At 39.9% G+C, this 17029-nt stretch carries 9 protein-coding genes; 2 read left to right on the top strand and 7 right to left on the bottom strand.

Features of this window, described 5'->3' with window-relative positions:
* Positions 1-28: 28 nt before the first annotated feature.
* The 6 genes from metK to E0485_RS12610 form a co-directional block, all read right to left on the bottom strand.
* The gene (gene metK / locus E0485_RS12635; protein ID WP_132418416.1) at positions 29-1234 is read right to left on the bottom strand and encodes a methionine adenosyltransferase; all 1206 of its coding nucleotides are present in this window, start codon (positions 1232-1234) and stop codon (positions 29-31) included.
* A gap of 146 nt (positions 1235-1380) precedes the next feature.
* Positions 1381-1647, bottom strand: a complete 267-nt coding sequence (locus E0485_RS12630; RefSeq protein WP_132418415.1) for an alpha/beta-type small acid-soluble spore protein — start codon at positions 1645-1647, stop codon at positions 1381-1383.
* A gap of 93 nt (positions 1648-1740) precedes the next feature.
* Positions 1741-2241 (bottom strand): hypothetical protein, encoded by a 501-nt coding sequence (locus E0485_RS12625; protein WP_132418414.1) that lies wholly within the window; start codon positions 2239-2241, stop codon positions 1741-1743.
* A gap of 123 nt (positions 2242-2364) precedes the next feature.
* Complete coding sequence (locus E0485_RS12620) at positions 2365-5445, bottom strand: S-layer homology domain-containing protein (RefSeq protein WP_132418413.1); 3081 nt, start codon at positions 5443-5445, stop codon at positions 2365-2367.
* A gap of 582 nt (positions 5446-6027) precedes the next feature.
* Entirely contained in the window at positions 6028-9867 is a 3840-nt protein-coding gene (locus E0485_RS12615; RefSeq protein WP_132418412.1) for an S-layer homology domain-containing protein, read from the bottom strand.
* Between the two features lie 458 nt (positions 9868-10325).
* Positions 10326-14264 carry an S-layer homology domain-containing protein gene (locus tag E0485_RS12610; protein ID WP_132418411.1) on the bottom strand — a complete coding sequence of 1313 codons (3939 nt, stop codon included), beginning with the start codon at positions 14262-14264 and terminating at the stop codon, positions 10326-10328.
* A 408-nt stretch (positions 14265-14672) separates the two neighbouring features.
* On the opposite strand from E0485_RS12610, the gene E0485_RS12605 reads away from it, so the two are divergent.
* Positions 14673-15347, top strand: a complete 675-nt coding sequence (locus tag E0485_RS12605; protein WP_132418410.1) for a hypothetical protein — start codon at positions 14673-14675, stop codon at positions 15345-15347.
* Between the two features lie 156 nt (positions 15348-15503).
* The gene (locus E0485_RS25105) at positions 15504-15665 is read left to right on the top strand and encodes a hypothetical protein (RefSeq protein WP_165921166.1); all 162 of its coding nucleotides are present in this window, start codon (positions 15504-15506) and stop codon (positions 15663-15665) included.
* A 193-nt stretch (positions 15666-15858) separates the two neighbouring features.
* On the opposite strand, the gene E0485_RS12600 is transcribed toward E0485_RS25105, so the two are convergent.
* The gene (locus E0485_RS12600; RefSeq protein ID WP_132418409.1) at positions 15859-16962 is read right to left on the bottom strand and encodes a glycosyltransferase family 4 protein; all 1104 of its coding nucleotides are present in this window, start codon (positions 16960-16962) and stop codon (positions 15859-15861) included.
* Positions 16963-17029: the final 67 nt, after the last annotated feature.

Below are 17029 nucleotides of genomic sequence, written 5' to 3'. Positions count from 1 at the left end.
CTCCAAGCTTATATATTCTAATCAAAATTTATACTAAAGCATCAGCTTTAAGCAATTCCGCTTTATCTGTACGTTCCCAAGGAAGATCTACATCCGTACGGCCAAAATGTCCATACGCTGAAGTCTGCTTGTAGATCGGACGACGAAGATCAAGCTCCTTAATAATGCCTGCAGGGCGAAGGTCAAAATGCTTACGAATAAGTTCAACTAGTTTCTCTTCGCTTATCGTGCCTGTACCAAAAGTATCAACAGCAATCGATACTGGCTTAGCCACACCAATTGCATAGGCTAATTGTACTTCGCATTTATTCGCAAGTCCTGCCGCTACGATATTCTTAGCTACATAACGTGCTGCATATGCACCAGAACGGTCAACTTTTGTTGGATCCTTACCAGAGAACGCGCCGCCACCGTGACGAGCGTATCCGCCATAAGTATCAACAATAATTTTACGTCCTGTTAATCCAGCATCCCCTTGCGGTCCGCCGATAACAAAACGACCTGTTGGATTAATAAAATATTTAGTCTCATCATCAAGCAAATTAGCAGGAACGACTGGTTTAATCACATGTTCTTTGATGTCGTTCTGAATTTGTTCCAATGTAACTTCTTCACCATGCTGAGTTGAAACGACAATCGTGTCTACACGAACAGGAGTATCCCCATCGTACTCCACCGTAACTTGTGTCTTACCGTCTGGACGAAGATATGGAAGCGTACCATTCTTACGAACTTCAGCCAATCTACGTGCCAACTGATGTGAAATCGAGACTGGAAGCGGCATCAACTCTGGTGTTTCATTCACCGCAAATCCAAACATTAACCCTTGGTCGCCTGCACCGATAGCTTCAATCTGCTCATCGGACATTTGACCCTCTCTAGCTTCAAGAGCCTGATTCACCCCTTGAGCAATGTCTGGTGACTGCTCATTCAGTGATAATAGAACCGCACAAGTTTGGTAGTCAAAACCATATTTTGCACGCGTATATCCGATATCTTTGACGGTTTGTCTCACAATTGCCTGAATATCTACATAATCAGACTGAGATGTGATCTCCCCGATTACGAGCACTAGCCCCGTCGCAACGGATACTTCGCAAGCAACACGAGCATTCGGATCATTTGCCAAAAAGGCATCCAATACCGAATCCGAAATTTGGTCACACATTTTATCCGGATGACCTTCCGTAACAGATTCAGATGTAAATAAACGACGTCCGCGCTCAAGCGCCATAGAGATCGACCTCCTAATCGGTATAGTAGTATACCAAATTCTATATAACACAAAAAATGAACCTTTTCCGATAGGAAAAGGTCACATAACCTGCATATCCTTGAGACATATGTTACTGCATTTACAAAGCGCTGTCAATCAATGGATTAGAGAGATAAAAGTGCATCTTCCGCTTTGCGAATAAGCCTGGCTGTAATATTGCCTCCAACTAAGCCTGCATCTCTTGTAGCCACATTCCCCCATTGAATAGAACCAGCAGAACTACCTGACATTGAACCTAATTCAGATGCAAATTCGGAATGAGCATCACCTACAGCATGTCCTGAAAATAGCCCTAATTCAGCGGCAATTTCATACTTCATTTGATCCAGCGCTTTCTTTGACTCCGGAACGAGCTTACGATTTCTTGCCATACGATAAATACCTCCCTTAAGCCTTGGTGTACTTATAGTATGTCTGCTCAAGCAAGCTCCACTCGAATAAGATGTTGTCATAAAGGGTAAAATTTATTTAATGGTATAACCACCACGAACCATTAGCCAAATATCCTTCGTATCTTTCGCATCTGCTTGAATACCACGTGTTTCCCTTGGGAAGATTAATAAATGATTATTTTCAATTAATGCTCCTTTATTTACGTCTTTCCCCGTTGTTGCATCAACGACAGAATCTCCATCTGTACTAACGACATAAGTTTTACCACGACGTACAATAATTTCAGTACCAGCTTCAGCCATTAACGTTTTGCCTTTTTCAAGTTGGACGGTTTCAAATGAGTTATCTGATAATGTGCTTGTGTTCCCGTTATTATTGCTTGAATTATTACCTGTATTTGTATTGCCGCCATTACCTAGCGCTTTCGCCACTTCTTCTTTAATTCTTTGGTCCATGTAGCTCTTGGTTACTACAGGGTCGTCGATTGAGCCAGGAACAGGCGCATCGGCTTGAGCTGCTGTTACAAAAGATAAAGAGCCTATTAAAGCTAAAGAGATTATGTATTTTTTCATCGAAATTATTCACCCCTAGTAATTGATATCTATCTTAATTGTATATAACAGTTGATAGAGTGTCAAAATCCACTATTAAAGGAAGAGTCATGAATGCAATGCATCCATGACCTCTTCTCTTGTTTAAAGTTCCTCAAGCGCAGCATTGATCGATGGATTCAAACTCAATGTTCGCAGCAATAAAAATACTGCTTCCGCTCTAGTTGTATTATCGCTCGGTGCGAAAGTGCCGTCGCCACGACCACTCAAAAGCCCGATATCCGCTATATTCTTGATGCTTTCAGCTGCCCAATGCTTGCTAATGTCAGTAAACTTCGAGTTAGTCGATTTCGGAATCTGGCTGACGTTCACGAGTTTGTTCAGGATTACCACAACTTCTGCTCTCGTAATCTGCCTGTCTGGTCGGAACGTCTGATCTTCATAGCCACCAATAATACCGAGATTGTTCAATGTTATAATCGCATCTTTAGCAGCGTTGTTAGTAATATCCTTGAACACTGTGTTTCGATTCGTTGTTGGCTGAATATCGAATACACGGGTCAGCATGATTACGAAGTCTCCACGGGTTATATTTTGATTAGGTTTGAAAGTATCGTCCGCATAACCGGTAATCAAATCAAGCTTGCGACCAATCTTGATTTGTCGATTCGCCCAATGACTGCTTGTGTCCGTATAGTTAGGAATACTGCTTAATGGATTAGTTGAACGAATCTTCTTGAGCATATTTGTCTCTAAAGTATCATTATTAATCACATTGGTCATGAATGGTCCCTGTCCAGCATTTGGACTTATATAACCAGATACAGTAGCCGTCTTCCCACCAAGAGTTGCCGTGATTGTCACTTGACCTACAATGCCTGTGAAAGTCACGACTCCTTTATCTACCTTCGCAATTGATGCATTACTGGTCTTCCACTCAAATGAAGATGACTGTACATCTGCTTTATTACCTTTTGTATCTGTAACATCAACTGTCAATGTAATTGGTGTTTTACTATATTTTAAAAGTTCATTAATTTTAATTGATTCTACCGTTATTGCTCCCTTAACATTCACATACACGGTAGCCTTCTGGTTTCCGTAAGAGGCTGTTATGGTCACAGGTCCATCCTTACCCTTAAATTTGACAATACCATTACTGCTTACATCTGCAATCGATAGATCATTACTGGTCCAAACAGCTTCGGAAGCAGTAATCTCTTTCGTCTTGCCATCCGGCAGCGTTGCCGTTAACGATAACGTCACGGGATTTAAAGTATAAGTTAACTCTTCATTAATCCGAAGCGATTTAATTGAAAGCGCCTTACTCACATATGCACTTTGCTCTGTTGTCATACCGTTATATTTAGCCGTAATCGTAACCCATCCTTCATTTCCTGTATAGGTTACAACACCATTACTTATCGTTGCTTTATTTAAATCACTGCTTGTCCACTTCGCGTCCATACCTCGAATTTGCTCTGTCTTACCATTCGCTTGTACACCAGTCAAGGTTAAAGTTACAGGGGAGGAACTATAGAAGATCCCTTCATCAATTCGGATATTTTGCAGTGCGAATTCATTTACAACATCTGTTGTGATACTATCTTCACGATCACCATACTGAACCGTGATCTTGACTTTTCCATTCTTGCCAGTGAACTTAACTAAACCTGTATTACTCACTGTTGCGATCGAATTATCGCTGCTGCTCCATCCTGCCGTTGACAACTCCTGGATGTGGCCATCCAGCATCTCCGCTTCAGCCGTTAATTGAAGAGGTATCTTGCTAAATGTAAGAGCTGTCTCTTTGATGTTAACCGAACTAACAGAGAAGTTTACTACCGTTGAGATCGAAGCTGTCTTATCACCAAAGGTTGCATTAATCGTCGCAACACCGTTCTTACCTGTAAAGGATACAGTACCATTCGGAGAAATTGTTGCTACTGTTGGATCAAGACTTGACCAGACCGCATTATTTAAATATTTACTGCCATCTTTCACTCTCAGCTGTATTGGATTGGTTCCGTATATGAAAGGTGAGACGGATTCAATCATCAAAGAACTTGCTTTATTATTCACAGTCGCTGTCACACTACCGCTTACATTCCCGATCTGTCCGGTAATTGTCACACTGCCATTACGGCCTGTGAATTTAACCACACCATCTTGATCTACAGTCGCTACACTAGGATTATTGCTTAGCCAAGAAACTTCCTGATTATCAACATTCATCATCGTGCCATCTGAATATTGTCCTAATACAGTTAAGCTGACGGGATCAGTCGTATAGCTTAACGGATTATCATTATTAAGGATCAAGGAAGCTAATGCTTTGGGTGCATTCAACGTTGCTGTAATCGTAGCTGAACTACCACCGAATTCAGCAATAATCGTCACTGAACCATTCACGCCTGTAAAAGTTAGTTGCCCTGATTGGCTGATCGTTGCAACCGCATCATTCGTTGGGTTAATGACCTTCCATACGATTCCACTATAAATACGCTCAGTTTTGTTATTCGGATAAATACCATCTACCGTTAACTGAACCGATTTGGGCTTGGATGTATAGTTAAGATTCGCTTCATTAATCTTAATCGAGCTGTAACTTGATTGATTGTAAACATATGTAGATACACTTGAAGACTTGCCACCATAATTAGCAGTAAGCGTCACGCTTCCATTCTTACCGGTAAAATAAGCGTAGCTTCCAGATAGATAAGCGATCGTGTTATCGGAAGAACTCCAAGTCAATCCGCTTCGAATATCATCTGACGTGCCATCGGTATAATAAGCTGTGACTTGCATAGGCGTAGAATTATTACTGTATGTTAAGGCTTGTCCATCATTAATCACGAGATTGCTAACAGTCTTCGCAATATTGACATTCAAATTAAGAGATGTCGTTTTGTTCTGATATGTAGCATAAATGGTTACTTTGCCATTCTGTCCAGTGAAAGAAACAATACCGTTGCTAACTGATGCGATGTTATTATCACTTGATATCCACTCAACATCGCGTGAAGACACATAAGCAGTTTGACTATCTGAATATCTAGCTGTAACGCTTAAAGTAATATTACTCGTAGTCGTAATCTGATTATAACTCTCATTAAATTGGATTGAACTCACTGTTGTTGTAGCTGCTAACGCAGAACCACTGCACATGAACACACCAATCAGTATTAGGATCGTCCTGATCCATACGGTTTTCCTAAATCGCATCCATTACACCTCAAGTCTATATGTTATGGATTTATTATACTATAAAAGTGGTGTTAGATCTTAAAATCATTATTTATATAGTATTGATGCAATTTTTTGATATGCAGTCTGTCGAGACTTTAAATTAACTTTATATATTTTTAAAAAGTACATTATTATATGGACTTTTGATATAGAGGACTTCGGATTTAACATTGATTACATGGGATTTTGGGAGAAATGTCTAAGATGAAGTTTACTGAGGCAATAATTATATTGTTATATGAATGAAGTCAGTTCGTTACATAGAATGGATATTGAAGTAATATGAATTGTTGGATTAAAGCCTCTCATAGATAAAAATTGAAATCTGGCCACAGATTTTTTAACAAGACCAATTGCAGAAAGGGATTCATGCATCAGCTTCTATTTCTGTTAAGAAAAAGATTAGGAACCAATTCGAACTATACAAATTATTGGTTATTTGGAATTATCACGTGTATATCTATTTTGCAATAAATAAACTAGATAAATTCTTGCCATTTAGTAAAAAAAGACCTTTGAGGAAAGTCCTCAAAGGTCTTTAATAAAAAGCAATTACTATTAAGGAGCAACAACTGTTACAGTAACTACAGCTGACTCAGCTGTAACACTAGATACTGTGGAAGATGTTGCTACTACTGTAAACTTAGCTCCATCAGCAACAGTTGTTTTAATTGTTACTTCTCCAGTAAGTGGATTAATATCAACACCTGCTACGGCTGCTTTCAAAGAGTAAACAGCATTATTTTTGATTTCAACACCATATTGATCTTTAACTACTGCTTTAAAGTTCATTTTTTGATCTGCTGCAGGATTAGGCATAGTTACAGCTGTATCACCAGTAACTGTGATAGTTGATGCTACTGAAGCAGCTTTTTTAACTGTTACTTCTTTAGTTCCAACTACTTCTTTAGTTCCAAATGATGTCGCTGTTACAGTGTAAGTACCTTCTGGAGTAGTAGAAGAAACTGTTAATTCGCCAGTTGTTGGATTAATAGTACCTTTATTTACAGTCCATACTACAATAGCGTCGTTTCCAGAAGTAATTTCCTTACCAAATTGGTCTTTAACTACAGCTACATATTTTGGAGCTGGAGTAACATCACCAGTTAATGGTAATTCAATGCTTGCAGGACCAGTTACATCAATTGAAGAAACTTTAACTCCTTCTTTAGTAACATTGATCTTAAGTGTTGCACTTGTAATACCTACTGAAGTACCTGTTAACACATATTCACCAGGAGTAGCATTTGTATTAACTGTTAATACTCCAGTTGTTTTATCAAAAGTAACACCAGTTGGATCAGCAGAAGCCGGTTTACCTGTAAGATCTAGAGCTACAACATTATCTTGATTACCAGATTGGTCTTTGACTACTGCTTTATAAGTTTCTGTAACTACTTTTCCAGTAGTGGGAACTTGGATTGTTGTAGCACCAGTAATCTTAATGGATTTTTCTGATACGAATCCAACTTTAGTTGCAGTATCTCTTGCAGCTGTTGCAGCAACACCATTCTCAGCGTCTAATGTGTCAGTTAAATATTGAGAACCTAAGAACTCAACAGAGTAGTAAGATCCTTCTTTACGATCAGAAGCGTCTTTTAGAGTAATAACTAGTTTACTGTTATCAGCAGTATCTAAAGCAATACTAAATTCGTCTACTGTTAACTTATGTCCATCAATATCACGAACGACTTTCATTTCATTCTTTTTAATGATGTTCTCATACTTTACATCAAAGAATAAGTCATCTGAGAAAGGAACGATAATATCTTGGCCTTTAACTTCATAGTCAGCAGTACCTTTAACAACTGGAGCAACTAAACCAAGAATTTTTGGTGTTAACTCTTTACCTTGTAATTGGCCAGAAACTGTTAACAATAGACCAGTGTCAACTGTTACTTTAAGGTTTTTAGGGTTAGTTCCAATTTTCTTAGTAAGATTAATTGTTACAACGTTAGAACCATCTACATCAACTGAACCAGTTACATCAGTATTACCATCAAGTACAGTAAATGCACCTTTCTTAACATCAGTGATGCTTGCGTTGAACTTCACTTTGATAGTTTGCTGATCAACCAATGCAGCAGCGAAACCTGCATAATCGCTATCGTAGTCTTTCAAGTCTACATTAATGTTCTTACTTACATCTAGAATATTTGCTTTGCTTGCAGGATCAAGGAATTCTGCAAGAAGATTTCCAGCTGCGTCTTTTACAGAAAGTACACTAATATCTGATACGACGTACTTAGTAGTTAAAGATCCTGTTCCAAATACTACGTCTTTATCTTTGTATGTTTCTGCAAATGTGATAACAACTACTTTACCATCTTGAAGTACATTGATATCAGCCATTTCGCTAGTCAATGGAACACGCTTATCGTTCATAGTAACTGTGTAGTTAGAGTAGTTACCAAGAGTTTCGATGTCCATTTTCTTGTTGAATTGAATTGTTACAATGCGATCTTTAGTGTTAACAAGATGTCCAGCAAGCTTAGGAGATTTCTCGTCAGCTACTTTAAATTCACCACTGAAATCTAGCATTGTGTTTTGTAGTTTAGTGTTATCTCTAACGTTCTTAATAACGATTGAGTTAGCACCTACTGTAAGTTCTTGGTACAAATCGATAATGATAACATTGTTAGCTTTAACAGTATCATCAAGTTTAGCACTTTTTACAGAAAGAACTTTGTCATCACCATTTGTAATAGTGTAGTTCTTTACATTCTTAAGGTTCTCATCATCTTTAAGACCTTTGGAGAAAGTTACTTTAACTTGCTTAGTAGTAACTCCTTCAACCTTCTTAACTTCTGGACGAGTTTGGTCGATTGTTGGTGTTACAACTACAGTTGTATCCTTAGCGATTGCGTTACCAGAGTAGTCTTTAACTCCTTCAACATAAAGAACTACGGAACCTGTAGGAAGTGCATTGTCACCAGCGAAATAGTATTCGTATTGGTTTCCTGCAATAACTTTGAAGCTAGATGCTTTCTTCTTGTCATTGCCTGATTTCCAGTATACTTTAGCTGCGTCGATTGAATCTTCGTCAACTTCTTTGGAGTAAGTAATTGTGATTTTCTCAAGTGTTCCTTCAGCTGATTCAACTGTAGGAGCTTCTTTATCTTCAACTACTGTGAAGTCATGAGAAGATCTTAAAGAACTGAAGTTAGCGTAATCTTTAACGCCTGTTACAGTTACATTGTGATCTCCAACAGTAAGAGTTGAAGAGCTGAATGGAGTTAGAATAACTTCTCTCTCAGAACCAACAGCTTTCACTTTACCAAAGAATGCTTTACCATCGATCATAAAGTTAGCTTGAGCTGGATTGTTAACAGGCTCACTGAATACAACTTTCAATGATTTAGTGCCTAGAGATTTAACTTCAACTACTTCAGGAATTTCGTTGTCTGAAACAGTGAACTCAACGTTCTTCACGTTAAGAGTAGTATCGCCAGCTTTGACGTTTGAAACGTTAACAGCTTCAGTCTTGTTGTTAGCAAGAGTGTTCACCACACGAAGTGTAGCTGTTGTTCCATCTTCAGATAGAGTAACAACGTCGATTTGTTTACCTGATTTAAGTGAGTAGTTAATTTTGTCAGTTGCAGTTTCTTTATCAACTGGTCCATCGAATTTAACTACAACTTCTTTTAAGTTAGTTGCACTTACAGATTCAACTTTAGTTGCAACTGCTGGCTTGTTAGCTTCAGCGATTGCTTTAAGTGTAGCGTCTACACCTTTAGCAAGCATGTAACGAGTAGCTGGAGTTTTACCGTCGAAACCAGTTGCAGCGCCATCCATTAGTTTGTACTTAACAGCTGTTGCTACATAGCCTTGTGCCCAGCTAGTTACTGTTGCATCGTTGCCAGTTGCTTTTTCAGCTTCTGCTTTGTACTGAGGACCCATAGCGCCTACTAAGAAGATCGCTAGTTGCTCTCTGGATACGTTGTCAGCAGGTGAGAACGTTGGAGGCGTAGTTGGGTTACCGTTAGCTACACCATTCTTGTAAGCTGCCTCTATGTAAGGAAGCTCTGGAGCGTCAGCATTTACGTCAGCGAATGAACTTGTAGTTGCATCAGCTGTGTATTTAAGAGCTTTGGAGATTGCTACTGCGAATTGGGAACGCTTCATTGGCTCGTTAATACCAAATTTGCCGTCGCCAGTTCCTAAGAAGATACCGTCTTTGATAAGTTGATCGAAGATCACCTTGTCAGCTGCAGAAAGATCTTTAAGATCTGAGAAGTCTGTGCTGGATGTAGCAGCTAGTGCTACGGAAGTAAATGCGGATAATGCCATTGTAGTTGATAAAATTACTGATAAACTTTTTTTCATAACCTTTTTTTCTCCTCCTCGAATTTCATTCGAATTGTTATTATGGGAAATATTTGAGCCCGTTTTTCTCATTGGTCAATTCACCCCCCTTCCAGAGTTAGAGCTTATTTATATAACTAATATCCATAAGCGACAGTTGTCGCAATGAATCTAGTAAACTAGAACACAAAAATTAGACACGCCTAGTGTCACTGTTCATTATACAATGATTCGTAGCAAGCGTAAAGTCTGTTTTTGAGAATACATTCCAGTTATTCACGTTTATTGCTATGCTGATAGCCGTCTGGCGTTCAACTTTACATAGTATTAAACGCATGGTATGAAAAAAAGTTGCGGTGTTCTCAAAAAAAGTTTCCTGGTTTTATGTACGATTGTCGAATTATGTATAGTGTTAGTAACACTCAACGCAAGTATAGCCTAGATTGTTAGCTCAGTCATTAGTAATCTTTTACCATATTGAAAAGATTTACAGTTAGCAAAGGGACGAGCTCTCTATTAAATAAAAGCTTGTCCCCCCACTTTATTAGTAATTAGGATAGTTCTTTAGCAAATGTCTTGTTGTACTTCTTCAATATATTTACCATAATCTGTCCAGCTTCAGCTCGAGTAAGATTCGCTTGTGGATTAAATACAAGCAACTTCTTATTTGCGGTATCCGCAGGTTGACCTGTCATGATCTTAGCCGAATATACGGCATCAACACTTGGTTTAGCATAACGACTAATGGCCGGTCCATCGACAAATACTTTATTCAACTTATCGATTAACTTATCATTGATCTCTGGCACTTTCAAATTCAGTGTCCTAGCGATCATCGTCGCAGCTTCTTCGCGAGTAATTCGGCCACTAGGGTTAAATACGCGATCGCTCATACCATGAATGATACCAGCTCTTGCAGCTGTCTCCAGCTCTTCGTAGCTCCATGTGCTAGTTCGGCTGCCTGGCACGACATCTAGGAATGAATTATTGTCATCATAATTAAGCGGCATATCCATTGCCTTCACTAACATTGTGGCAAATTCGCCTCTAGAGGTGTAGTCATCCGCACCGAAATCCTCATATCTTAAGTTGGTCATAAAGCCCTTAGCATACATAGCAGCCAAGACATTACGTGCCCAGCTATGGCCTACAATATCTTCGAAGGAATACTTCAGCTTAGCTACCACATAGTATCCAAAGTCCTCGAATGGTACGCTAATCGTCTTCGTCTTCATGTCTACTACGCCACCGATATTCTTCCATAAACCTTGATCATCGAAATGGAACACCGTCAAATAAGAGCCTGCATCTACAACAATATTTGGATCAAATGCTATTTTGATTGATCCACGCTGCGTTGGCTTAAGCTTACGCGCTTCAGGCGTGAAACTTAAATTCGGTTGGGATGTTGCAAATGTATTGATAAAGTTATACGGCGGTAATCCACCTGTCGCTGGCTGATAATTCGCATCACCTGGATTTCCTCTTTCCGCATAACCAGCAGAGATCCAGTAATATTGTGAAACCGGTGTAAAATGTTCGCGTCCAATTTGACTTCTAAACCGTTCATAAAGTTCAGCAACAATATAAGTAATCATTTGATTGCCATCCACTCGATCTTGGTTCGCTTGGTCATAGTTGATACCTAACACATCACCATAATCGTTTACACGGCCTACGACTCCATCTTCAGGTGAAGCTATACCGAACAATAGTTGATTATTTGGATAGATCTTTTTATCGAGTGTACGGCGAAGGACAGTATTCTTAGGGAATGTCAGCTCAATTTTCTTATCAAACACGGAAAGCTTGCTAGACATATCCATCATATACATGGAATCAACGCCTACATCGCCTGAATAATAAACATTAACTGTATCCTTCAAATCACCAGACTTACGCTTAACAACGATGCTGATCTTATTATCCTTATTTGGCTTCAGGCCGGTAATTGTTGCGACAAAGCGATCTTCAATATCTTTACGCTTTTCAGCTTTAACACCATTAATGATAACCTCAGTTGCTCCTTCTGCCTCAATATCAAACAGTACAAAGTTTTTATTGACCACGATCTGTTTACCTACGTTAGCTTTAGGAGCCAGAATTCGATAAGGAGCAGTCGTACGATTAATTTCCATACGAGTCGATATTGGTGAACCAGTAGAACTCTTTAATTCTGCTGTATATACATGTGGTCCTAATTCTACAATCGGTAAACCATTAATCCGGATAGCAAAGGAGCTCTTGCTTCCGTAATAATCAAGGTCAGTTCCTTGAGGCAGTTTATTTACACTAACAGCAATACCGCCATTTGGAATACTACCAGCTGTTACATTGACTTCTTGTACAGTATCCGATGGTACGAACTGGAACAGTATTTCGCCTGCCTTCTTAATCGTTACCTCACTTGCTCCGCTTCCTTCAAGATAATAATCGAAGGCTTTGTGAGTTGTTGTATAGGTGTTAGGCAATGTACCACTGGGTACGAACTCAGGCGATGGCAATAAATAGTCTGACGGCTTACTTGGCGGGGCAAGTGGAACTCTTTGTCCAGTCGGAACGGTAATTGGACGAACTAATTTAACATTTGGCGTGTTCTTATCAAGAATATAAATTTTGATTTCTTTGGTAAATTCACGTACGACTCCGCCGGTTGCAGTTCCATATTTTAGTACAAATTTAATTGTATTCTCACCATAATATAACGGCCCATCCTGTTTAACAGGTAATCCAATTGAGTCTGCCGGATATCCTGCAGGGAAAGAATAAATTCCATCCTTTTCAGCTAGGCCGGTTAATAAAGTTGTTTCATCCGTATTATTAATAAACAGCTTGTAATCCAGCAAATTACTTCCAAAACCAATAAATTGACCCTTAAGGCCTACTGTATTGCTGGCTGATGAATCAAGCTCAATTACTTGCCCATCAACTAAGTTATCCACTTGAATATAGGTTTTAGTTACGAAGGTAACCTTAGCTCTTAGTTTTGAATTTCCTCCTTGGTAGCTAAGAACTACGTTCTGCGTGCCCTGAGGGAAATTTTCTACCTTATATACTGTTAAGACTGTTGTTCCCCCAGGCGTAGTTACGTTTACAATAGTTGGTTTCAACGTAAGTGTGCCAATTGGTTCAAAATTCATAACCAAAGGTGCTGCAGAGTCTGGAGCTTTCGAACTCTCCACCATTATATAAAACTCAGGCTGATCAATTTTACTACCATTTAACAACTGCTTTGGTGTGTTAGTATCAATATTTCCGCTACCAGTATATCCAGGAAGAAGAAAAGCATTATATAGTAAATTCTGATCTTCTACAATATAGTACGTACGTTTAATGTTAGAAACAGACGCACCTGCACCTGTACCGTAAACCAAGCGTAGATTTAATTCCTGTAGTGCAGCAGGCATTGTATTATCATTCGCATCCTTCGCTAAGCTATAGCTAGGAATCGTGAATTTAACTTTTTTAAAATCAGGTTGATTTTTGGCATTATAAATAATTTCTTCCGTCACACTATGTGCAGGATTCGTGATGGCTATTGGGCTAGTTGTTGACTCACCATTGCCAATCTCTAACTTTGCATTTCCTGCAAACGGAAGGTTCTGGTAAGGAACTAATAATTCAATATCCAGATCTGCAGCTAAAGGATTTGCAAGTGAAACCGGAAATGTAGGCGTTGCATTTAGAATGTCTTTAGGAGGACCGTTATATTTCACATTTAATTGTGAGAAAGGCTGCTGTTTGTCAAAATAATAAATTTGTACGGTAAATTTCAGCTCGTCACTTGCATTACTAAACGCAATCTCTATCTCGTTAACGCCAGGCTTAAGTATGACGCTTGGAGCGTAGAATGAAGTACCATCAACAACAGATCCCTTCTTGCCGTTGACGCTTACAGTAGTTGCATTCAAGACTTTACCTTGAAAAGTAACCGCTCCTTGTTTAGTTACAATCTGTGAGGTTTGGTTAATATCTACTAATGTACCGCCTTCAAATAACTGCAATGATTCTAATACTGGGCCAGACTCATATAGAACATAGAAGGTATCACTCTTTGTTACCCCACCTTGATCACCCGAAATTTCGATGCGATTGTATCCAGGGAACAGCTGAAGATTCGTGATTTTAAAACGATTTGCACTTGGACTCGGTACAGCAGAGTTACGCGTTTTGCCTGACTGAACCACCCAACTAATATCATTAAAAGCAATTTGATCTACTCTAACATTCAGGCTAGTACCTGATACACCGCTAAATGTACCGCCCGTTGTTAAATAACCGTCGTTAGAGATAGGTACAACATCTCGATTCAATGCACCTGCTCCACCTGCATCTAAATCTATATTGGCTGTTTCACTTAGCTTCCGGTCATCTGGAAGAAAGAATGTAGCAGTAGCCGCCTCGACTTGCTTCACATGCCAAGTACTGAAGACGGACAATACCAATGCGATACTAAGGATTAAACTTAAGGCTTTCTTGAAAATCTTCAACGATTGTCTCTCCCTTGCTATTTATTTTATTACCGTAAACTTACATTATTTATGTCAATGAAAATCCGAATGTCCAATGACACCCCCCGACAAATCGAATGTATTCAGCAAAAATCTTCGAATTCCAAAGACAGTTCCGTATGTAAGTTATCGGTTTTTGTCATAAGAAAGTGAAGATTGGAAGATAGATTTTCATAAGGGCTAGATTCTTGACGTTTATTGGGTTAGCAGGTCTGGAATGTACGTGATGTATTGCGGTATGAAGCGCGTTCCCTTACAATAATTCTAAGAGTGAAGCACACCCTGTCTTAATTGGCGAGGTGTGCTTTTTTGCGTTGCAGGCACAACCTTATTACATTCAAGGCACATGGTTGCTCTAAATTGTCATGTAGAGAGGTGGATGTTGATTTGAGAGCGGAGTTAGCTAATTATGTTCATATGTTTGAAGAGAAAGCGCAGCGATTGGGACTACATCGGAATAAGTTAGGAAAGTCGGAAATGAATTTCTTAGAAAAAGTTTGGGGACCTGCATTTGATTATGAATTTGATGGGTTGGAGGCAGAGTATCCTTTGAAGGATTTTAAAGGCGGGGATCGATATGCGGATTTCGTCTATATGAAGAATGGGATTAAACTCTTAATTGAAATTGATGGATTCACGACGCATGCTCGGGATATTTCTCCAGGTGATTTTAGCGATCATTTAACAAGACAAAATGACTTCATGCTGCAGGGGTGGATGATCCTGCGATTCTCAGCCTACCAAGTGGATAAGCAGCCGATGCTATGTCAGCGTCAGATTGTACAAGCTATTGGCCATTGGTGGTCACTCTTGAACAAACGAACTGGAGTAACACTAGACGGGCAGCTTTGGTCCAATCGCAAACAATTGCTTACCCAATTAGCTTACCAATACAATGGATTTCTGCGATCTTCTGATATTGCGAGAAGCTTCAATATTCCAACGAGAACTGCACGGAATTGGATTACACATTTTGTAAATGAGGGGCTGCTCACTCCTGAACGTCCCAATCGCAAGATTACGGGATATTGGTTGAGTGGATATGTTGATTGTGGTAAGTAGAGTTGGGTTGGTTGGAGTGTTGAGTGATGTTTGTTGGGGGCGGCTCATCAATTGAATGGTGAGATGGTAATACGAAGGGCTAGATTGGTTGGGTTAGTTAGTTGGATGGATTGAGTAAGGTTGAGTTGCGGGGTTGGGTTGGTTGGATGGGTTGAGTTGGGTTCCATGGTTGGAATGGTTGAACGGATTGGCTGGTTGGGTAGATGCAGATGCACGCTCGGCCAAAATTGGCCGATGGCAGGCCATGAATGGCAGATTAATTATCTCAAAACACTTAATCTGCTAGCGCTCGGGCCATTCATGGCACTTTTCGATTAACAATTTACCTCTGAGAGGTAATAGATGGCCCCATCTGCCCCTAATCCAGCATTCCTCACCTGATAATGTGCCAATTATGGCACACGAAAGGTAATGAGTGGCCCACCCAATCAGCTCAACTTAGCCAAAGTAAACCTATCAAAAAAACCAACCCACCCTAGGTGAATTGGTTCTCTATGAATCTACTAATAGATTAGTTCGATTTCGTAACCAGCTGTCCTATCTTCTGGATGAAGCTGAGGATTGGACGGCGGCGTTTGGAGATGATGCCGATGAATTCGGCTCCGATGGCTAGGAGCAGGAGAAGTATTCCGATGATGAGGAATACGGCCCAAGTGGTTTCTCTAGTCAGCAGGATTGTACATGCAACTGCGCTACCACTGAAGATTAACGCGATTCCGTAGATGATAAGCACGGTTACACGGTGAGAGAATCCAAGCTGCAGCAGACAGTGATGCAAATGGCTCTTGTCTGGCGCAGAGATCGGCTTCTTGTTCACCAATCGGCGCAAGATTGCAAGTGCTGTGTCCGATAACGGAACGCCGAGAATCAGAATCGGGATGAGCAAGGACACGACAGTCGCTTGCTTAAATCCGAGAATCGACAGCGCTGCAAGCGCAAAGCCGAGGAAGAGCGAGCCTGTGTCGCCCATGAATATTTTGGCTGGGTGGAAGTTGTAGAATAAGAATCCTACGATACCACCAAGTAGAATGATACTAAGCAAAGATACCGTTAAACTCGGAACGATAAGCGATAATACGAATATCGTAAGTGTCGCGATACCAGACACGCCTGCGGATAGACCATCAAGTCCATCAATCAGGTTCAACGCATTGGATACGCCGACGAGCCACAGAATCGTAACCGGAATGGAAACCCACTCTGCACCGACCAACAGATCTCCAACGAATGGTAGACTGCCAAGATCAATACGCATACCAAAAGCTACTACAATTCCTGCAGCAACAAGCTGCCCTAACAATTTATATCGTGGACGGATTTGAAAACGATCATCAAGCGCTCCTGTCAAAACAATGACCGTGCTCCCTAATAAAATTCCCAAAGCCGCATTATAGTTATAATCATTCAGAATCGGTGAAACAATGAAGTACGCACCAACAAAAGCTAGGAAAATAGCCAAGCCACCCAATCGAGGCATGATCTTGGTATGTACCTTACGTGCATCAGGTTGATCTGTAGCGCCAATCCAGAACGCCAGTTTCTTCACAAGCGGTGTAAGCAACAACGCAATTAGGCAGGATGACACAAAGCCAATTATATATAATAACCAAACCATAATATAAATTCACTACCCCTCTACTTCTCTAAAACCAAAAATATACAAGAAAAACGGACTCAGGCAT

The sequence above is a fragment of the Paenibacillus albiflavus genome, assembly GCF_004344915.1.
Classification (GTDB): Bacteria; Bacillota; Bacilli; order Paenibacillales; family NBRC-103111; genus Paenibacillus_AM; species Paenibacillus_AM albiflavus.
Note: the sequence above shows the minus strand (reverse complement) of the source record. Positions and strands in the feature narration are given on the sequence as shown.

Bases quoted from the DNA above. Each gene is read 5' to 3' on its own strand.
- metK (WP_132418416.1), bottom strand. From the start codon at position 1,234: ATGGCGCTTGAGCGCGGACGTCGTTTATTTACATCTGAATCTGTTACG.
- E0485_RS12625 (WP_132418414.1), bottom strand. From the start codon at position 2,241: ATGAAAAAATACATAATCTCTTTAGCTTTAATAGGCTCTTTATCTTTT.
- E0485_RS12620 (WP_132418413.1), bottom strand. From the start codon at position 5,445: ATGCGATTTAGGAAAACCGTATGGATCAGGACGATCCTAATACTGATT.
- E0485_RS12600 (WP_132418409.1), bottom strand. From the start codon at position 16,962: ATGGTTTGGTTATTATATATAATTGGCTTTGTGTCATCCTGCCTAATT.
- E0485_RS12630 (WP_132418415.1), bottom strand. From the start codon at position 1,647: ATGGCAAGAAATCGTAAGCTCGTTCCGGAGTCAAAGAAAGCGCTGGAT.
- E0485_RS12615 (WP_132418412.1), bottom strand. From the start codon at position 9,867: ATGAGAAAAACGGGCTCAAATATTTCCCATAATAACAATTCGAATGAA.